This window comes from Azotobacter beijerinckii, from assembly GCF_900110885.1.
Classification (GTDB): Bacteria; Pseudomonadota; Gammaproteobacteria; order Pseudomonadales; family Pseudomonadaceae; genus Azotobacter; species Azotobacter beijerinckii.
The window spans coordinates 1-6,424 of sequence record NZ_FOFJ01000106.1; the positions used below are offsets into that span (position 1 = coordinate 1).

At 67.0% G+C, this 6,424-nt stretch carries 5 protein-coding genes and 1 pseudogene; 1 reads left to right on the forward strand and 5 read right to left on the reverse strand.

Annotated elements, in window-relative coordinates; translation table 11 throughout:
• From BMY22_RS22240 to BMY22_RS22255, 4 genes are all read right to left on the reverse strand, one after another.
• Window positions 1-450, reverse strand: a 450-nt coding sequence (locus BMY22_RS22240; RefSeq protein WP_143068608.1) for an OprD family outer membrane porin, incomplete at its 3' end; no start/stop codon positions are given.
• A 340-nt stretch (window positions 451-790) separates the two neighbouring features.
• On the reverse strand, window positions 791-2,110 hold the full coding sequence (locus BMY22_RS22245) for a cytochrome c (RefSeq protein ID WP_090625475.1): 1,320 nt from the start codon (window positions 2,108-2,110) through the stop codon (window positions 791-793).
• Window positions 2,111-2,121: 11 nt separating this feature from the next.
• Entirely contained in the window at window positions 2,122-3,897 is a 1,776-nt protein-coding gene (locus tag BMY22_RS22250; RefSeq protein WP_090625476.1) for a GMC family oxidoreductase, read from the reverse strand.
• A 2-nt stretch (window positions 3,898-3,899) separates the two neighbouring features.
• Window positions 3,900-4,610 carry a gluconate 2-dehydrogenase subunit 3 family protein gene (locus BMY22_RS22255; RefSeq protein WP_090625478.1) on the reverse strand — a complete coding sequence of 237 codons (711 nt, stop codon included), beginning with the start codon at window positions 4,608-4,610 and terminating at the stop codon, window positions 3,900-3,902.
• A 637-nt stretch (window positions 4,611-5,247) separates the two neighbouring features.
• Here BMY22_RS22255 and BMY22_RS25325 point away from each other — a divergent pair.
• Window positions 5,248-5,789, forward strand: a pseudogene (locus BMY22_RS25325) (alcohol dehydrogenase catalytic domain-containing protein); the annotation flags it as partial.
• A gap of 89 nt (window positions 5,790-5,878) precedes the next feature.
• Here the strand turns inward: BMY22_RS25325 and BMY22_RS25330 are convergent.
• Complete coding sequence (locus BMY22_RS25330; RefSeq protein ID WP_341865022.1) at window positions 5,879-6,328, reverse strand: MBL fold metallo-hydrolase; 450 nt, start codon at window positions 6,326-6,328, stop codon at window positions 5,879-5,881.
• Window positions 6,329-6,424 lie beyond the last annotated feature (96 nt).

The following is a 6,424-nucleotide window of genomic DNA, read 5'->3' on the forward strand; positions in this document are numbered from 1 at the left end:
GCGCAGGATCGGCAGCACCGGCGACCATTCGCCGGCCTTCACCTCGGTCTTGGAAAAACGCAGCTTGCCGGCCAGCGCCAGGCGACCGAACTGGTCGGCCGGGTCGCCGTCCTTGTCGACCGGCAGCAGCTGGGTGCCGCTGGTGCCCCGGCCGCCGTCGAGCTTGACCGACCAGAGGCCGAGCATGTCGATGCCGAAGCCGACGGGGCCTTCGGTGTAGCCCGACTGCAGGTCGAAGATGAAGCTCTGGGTCCATTCCTCGGCCTTACTGCGGGTAGCGCTGTCGTCAACGAAATTACGATGAATGTAGAAGTTGCGCAGGGTCAGGGTGCCCTGGCTGTCCTCTAGGAAGTCGGCCTGGACAGACTCGCCGGGAAGCAAGCCCGCGAAAACCAAAGGCAGCGCGGAGGCAAGGGGGCTAGGGCGCGGAGAGTCACTCCTGTTTTTCATTATTGTGATGTTCCAGTGCAGGTTCGATGGTGAAAAAGATTCGAGCATTCCCTTCCACGGCGCTGGATGCGTCGGTCGGGGAAAGGCCCGGCAGTTGCTGCCGGACCCGTTCATGCGGGCGGAATGCTCCGGGCGCCCGGCCGGACGCCCGGAAGCCGCCTCAGAGGTTGTGAAAAAATCGAATAGCGCCGCGAGAACCTCTCCAACCACCTTCAGAACGGCGTGCTACGTGAAATGCAGGAGAGTTTGCGGACCAAATAGTCTCACTTTTCACGTAGCGCAACGTTTTAGCGGGGGTTTTGAAGGGGGCTCAGCAGCGGCTTGAATTTTTCACAGCCTCTCAGTGCTGCGGTGCTAGCGCATGGGGATCGGGGATCTGCCCCAGGGCCGGCACGTCGAGTTCCGCGCGCAGGTGCTTGACCTGTTCGGCGTTCACCGGCGACGCCTGGTTACCCCAACTGCTGCGGATGAAGTTCACCACGTCGGCGACCTGCTGGTCGTTCAGGCGCCAGCTGAACGGCGGCATGGTGAAGGTCGAGGGTGCCTGGTGGGTGGCCGGCAGGGTGTCGCCCTTGAGCACGATGTGGATCAGCGAGGTGGCGTCGTCGCCGCTGACCACCGGGTTGCCGGCCAGCGCCGGGAACACTCGCGCGTAGCCCTGGCCGTCGGTGCGGTGGCAGGCCGCGCAGTTGTCGACGTAGAGCGCCGCGCCGGTCTTGCTGTCGTCGCCGTGGTACAGCGCCTTGCTCACCTGGTCGTCGTAGGCGTACGCCGGGGCGCCGGGATTGCTCGCCGGCAGCGATTTCAGGTAGCGGGCGATGGCGGTGAGATCCGCATCGGTCATGTACTGCATGCTGTGCACCACCACTTCGGACATGCCGCCGAACACCGCCGTGCGGTCGGTGCGCCCGGTGCGCAGGAACTGCACCAGCTCGGCCTCGCTCCAGTTGCTGATGCCGGTCCGATGGTCGCCGCGCAGGCTCTTGGCGATCCAGCCCTCCAGGGGCGCGCTGCCAGCCAGGAAGTCCGGGCCGTCGCCGGCGCTCAGGGCCTTCTCCTGCATGCCGATGCCGCGCGGGGTGTGGCAGGCGCCGCAGTGGCCGAGCCCGTCGACCAGGTAGGCGCCACGCTCCAGCAGCGGGTCCTGGCCTCCGGCCAGCGCGAAGTCCTCCACCGCGGGCGCGAAGGCCCAGCGCCAGAAGGTCAGCGGCAAGCGCATCGACAGCGGCCATGGGATAGCGCTGTCTTTGTTGGCCTGCTTAACCGGCGCGACGCCCTGCATGAAGTAGGCATAGAGCGCGCGCATGTCCGGCTCGGTGACCCGCGCGTAGGACGGATAGGGCATGGCCGGATAGAGGGTATAGCCCTGCTTGGCGATGCCGTGGCGTACCGCCAGGTCGAAGTCCTCGAAGCTGTAGGCGCCGATGCCGGTTTCCCGGTCCGGGGTGATGTTGGTGGAGAACAGGGTGCCGATCGGCGTTTCCATCGGCAGGCCGCCGGCGAACGGCTGGCCGCCCTTGGCGGTGTGGCAGGCCACGCAGTCGCCGGCGCGGGCCAGGTACTCGCCTTTCTTCAGCAGTTCCGGGTCGGCCGTTTCGGCGGCCGAAGCGCCGAGCGCGAGCAGGGCCGACAGGCCGAACAGGTAGGGGATCAGTTTCATCGTCGCGCTCCTCACGCCTGGACCAGCGGACCGGGGTTCTTCAGGTACTGCTCGCGGATCGCCTTGGCCGACCAGTAGGCCAGCGCCGCCACTAGGCCGGTGGGGTTGTAGCCGGTACCCTGGGGGAACGCCGAGGCGCCGATGACGAAGACATTGTGCACGTCCCAGCTCTGCAGGTAGCGGTTGACGGCGCTGGTCTTCGGGTCGCTACCCATGATCGCGCCGCCGAGCAGGTGGGTGGTCTGGTAGGCGCGGGTGTTGAAGTGTTCGCCGAAGTTCTTGACGTGGACGGCGATGGCCTTGGGATTCATCGCCTCGGCGATCTTGCGCATCTGCTCGGTGACGTAGCGCGTCATCTTGTACTCGTTTTCCTTCCAGTCGAAGGTCATGCGCAGCAGCGGCTGGCCGTAGGCGTCCTTGTAGGTGGGGTCGAGGTCCAGATAGTTGTCGCGGTAGCTCATGTTGCTGCCGTGGGCGTCCATCGACAGGGTGTGGGTGTAGGCGTCCTTCGCCGCCTGCTTCCAGCCGCTGCCCCAGCTCGGCGAGCCGGGCGGCAGGGTCAGGCCGCGGATCGGCTTGCTGCCGGCCTGGTTGACCCAGAACGGCGAACCGCCGACGAAGCCCAGCGGGCCGTGGTCGAAGTTGTCGGCGTTGAAGTCGTCCACCGCCACGCCGCCGCCGCCGGTGCCGATGAAGGGGTTGGTGTGCACGTCGCGGTCGAAGAAGGCCTTGATGGTGGCCATGTTCTGGTAGGCGAAGTTCTTGCCCACCACGCCTTCGCCGGTGCGCGGGTCGTACGGCGTGCCGATCCCGGACAGCAGCATCAGGTGCACGTTGTGGAACTGGAAGGCGCTGACGATCACCAGGTCGGCCGGCTGGACGATCTCGCGGCCCTGGGCGTCGACGTAGGTGACGCCGGTGGCGCGCTTGCCGTCGCTGTCCAGGTTGACCCGAAGCACGTTGCTGTTGACGCGCAGCTCGAACAGCTCGCTCTGCTTCAGCGCCGGCAGGATGTTCAGGTTCGGCGAGGCCTTGGAATACATGTAGCAGGCATAGCCGCTGCAGAAGCCGCAGAAGTTGCACGGGCCCATCTGCACGCCGTAGGGATTGGTCCAGGGACCGGAGGCGTTGGCCGCGGGCATGGCGTAGGGGCGCATGCCGACTTCCTCGGCCGCCTTGCGGAACAGCTGGGCGGAGTAGACGTCCTTCAGCGCGGGCAGCGGGAAGTTATCGGAGCGGTCCGGCGCGAAGGGGTTGCCATCGCCGACCACCTGGCCTTTGACCTTGTAGGCGGTGCCGGAAGTGCCGAAGACCTTTTCGGCGAAGTCGAAGTGCGGCTCCAGTTCCTCGTAGCTGACGCCGTAGTCCTGGATGGTCATGCCTTCGGGGATGAAGCCCTTGCCGTAGCGCTCCTCGTAGTGACTGCGCAGGCGCAGCTCCTCGGGCATGATCCGGAAATGCACGCCGGACCAGTGCAGGCCGGCGCCGCCGACGCCGTTGCCGGGCAGGAAGGCGGAGAGCTGGCGATAGGGCAGCGCGGTGCCGTCGATGCCGTGGCGGATGCTCACGGTGCTCTTCGAGAGATCCTGGAACAGCTTGCCGCGGCTGTTGTAGGTCAGCTCGTCGAGGGTGTTGGGGTAGGCGCCGTCGGGGTAGGTATCCTGGTGCGGGCCGCGCTCCAGGGCGACCACCTGCAGGCCCGCCTCGGTCAGCTCCTTGGCGAGAATCGAGCCGGCCCAGCCGAAACCGACCACCACGGCGTTCACGGGTTTGAGTGTCGTCGCCATGTTCAGCCCCTCTCTCCAGAAATCGAAACCGGCGGGAAGGGGTACTTCTCGCCGCGGTCCACCCAGTCCATGAAGTCGGCGCGGGCGCCGGGGAAGCCCACCAGCTTCCAGCCGACCAGGCCGCGGTTGCCGCCGTGAATCGGGTCGGCGAAGAAGCCCTCGCGGGTGTTCTGCCAGAGCTGGCCGAATAGCAGGGCGGACGGCAGGTCCTGCAGGTCGAGGTGCCCGCCTTCCAGCTGGCGCAGCAGGTCGTCCTGGCCGGCTGGCTCCAGTTCGGCGAAGACCTTGCCGTGCTGGCTCTGGCACCAGCGCTCCAGCGCGGCGATGCCGATGCGGTAGATGTCGCGCGGCACCAGCTTCAACTGGTGGCCGAACTCCGGCGCGGCGTCGGCGGCGAAGGGCGCCTGCATGTACCAGAGGTTGCCGTGGCCGTAGGCGGTTTCCAGCTGGCGGTCGATGAACTCCGGCACGCCGGCCTCGACCGCGCCGGGGCCGTTGGCGTCGCTGGGAATCAAGCGGGCCACGGCGGCGTTGACGAAGGCCCACTCGGCGCTCGTGAAGAAGCGCGGCCGGTAAGGGGACTGCAGGGTGGGGGCGGCTTGGCTGGCGGCCGTCGTCGCTACACCGTAGCCGGCCACGGTGATCGCCGGAATCACGGCCAGGGTTTTACGCAGGAAGTCGCGTCGGCCACTGAAGGTTTTGTCGTCGGGCATGGGATACCTCATTGATGCGGTACATCCCAGTCGCGGTCTGGACTGGTCAAGTTGAACGAACTTGTCGCGCATCCCTGCATGACGAAAGGTTTCAGCCAGGAAACGGCGCGGCCCGCTGACCGCGTGCGCACTGTTTCCGATAGAGATCCTTGGTAGCTCCACCGCGCGACGCTCGTTCTGGAAGGAACGGATTGGCCCGGAGGCCCCGTCGGCTAGCTCGCCCACGGCACGCCGCAGCGCGGTTCTCGCCGCGAGCGTGCCGATAGCCGGGGGCGAAAACGGGTTTTCCAAGTGGGCCATACAACATCCGCAGCGGGCCGTGGCGGATGCCGCGTCGCCAAAAGCGCTCTAGATGATCGTGCATGGATCTGAGCCTCTTCTTTCTGGCAGCGGAGGCTTCGTCCAGGATTGAAACCGATTTCATTGAACAATAAATCGATTTACCAAGCAACAAATTTGCCAAGATCGGCATGCCACGCATAAGTCGGCGGACGTGCCGCCCTACACAGCTAAGACAGCGCTGTCTTTGAAAAATGCTCGGAATACAGCCTTCGGGTAGCGATCGTCTGCAAAGCTGCCGTGTGGCCTGCCCGTCCCCCTATGCTGATGAGAACGAAGAGAAGGGAGGCGATCGCCGATGCGCGCCATGCTGCTCGAAGCGCTCGGTCAACCCCTGATACTGCGTGAGCTGCCCGATCCGCAGCTGGGGCTGGGCGAGCTGCGCGTGCGGGCGCCGCCTGCAGGGTGTGCCGCACCGACCTGCACGTGGTCGACGGCGAACGGCCGGCGGTGCGCGTCATCCCCGGCCACGAGATCGTCGGCCGGGTGGACGCCGTCGGGCCGAGCGTCGAGGGTTTCACGCTCGGCCAGCGGGTCGGCATCCCCTGGCTGGGGCACACCTGCGGCCAGTGCTGGTACTGCCGGCACGACGCGGAAAACCTCTGCGACGCGCCGCAGTTCACCGGTTACACTCGTCCCGGCGGCTACGCCGAACGGGGGGTGGCCAACGCCCGCTTCGCCTTCGGCCTGGGCGAGGACGGCGACGACGTGGCCCTGGCGCCGCTGCTCTGCGCTGGACTGATCGGCCGGCGCTCGCTGGTCAAGGCTGGCCCCGGTCCGGCGCCTGGGCCGCTGGATGCGGCGATCCTCTACGCGCCGGCCGGCGAGCTGGTGCCGGCGGAGCCTAGCTGTTTGGTCCCGGAAAGCACCAGAAGCCCGACATCCTGCTTCGTAGCGTCCTGCCAGTCGCCCCCGACCACCCCACGTCATCATGGCTCTACTGCCTCGAACCGGGCCGGCTCGACCGGCTCGCCGAGGCGCGGCATCACCAGTCCCTCCGGGGCGTGCGTCAGCAGCACATCCGCCGGCTGGGCCCAGGGGTGCATCGCCAGGTTGAAGGTGCCCCAGTGCACCGGCAGGAAACGCCCGCTGCCCAGTTGCTCCCAGGCCTTCAGCGCATTGTCCGGCCCCAGGTGAATATTCCCCCAGGCCGGATGGCAGGCGCCGACCTCGAGCATCACCAGATCGAACGGCCCGAGCCGCCGGCCGATCTCGGCGAAGACCGGCGAGAGCCCGGTATCGCCGCTGAAGAACACCGCATGGCGCTCGCCGCGCAGGGCGAACGACGACCAGAGGGTCACGTTACGGTCGCGCAGCCCGCGCCCGGAGTAGTGATGTGCTGGCGCGGCGCTGATCGTCAGCCCGTGCGGCAGGGTGATGCGTTCCTACCAGTCGAGTTCGACGATGCGTTCGGCCGGCACGCCCCAGGCCTCCAGATGCAGGCCGACGCCGAGCGAGGTGACGAAGGGCACCCG

Bases quoted from the DNA above. Each gene is read 5' to 3' on its own strand.
- BMY22_RS22245 (WP_090625475.1), bottom strand. From the start codon at position 2,110: ATGAAACTGATCCCCTACCTGTTCGGCCTGTCGGCCCTGCTCGCGCTC.
- BMY22_RS22250 (WP_090625476.1), bottom strand. From the start codon at position 3,897: ATGGCGACGACACTCAAACCCGTGAACGCCGTGGTGGTCGGTTTCGGC.
- BMY22_RS22255 (WP_090625478.1), bottom strand. From the start codon at position 4,610: ATGCCCGACGACAAAACCTTCAGTGGCCGACGCGACTTCCTGCGTAAA.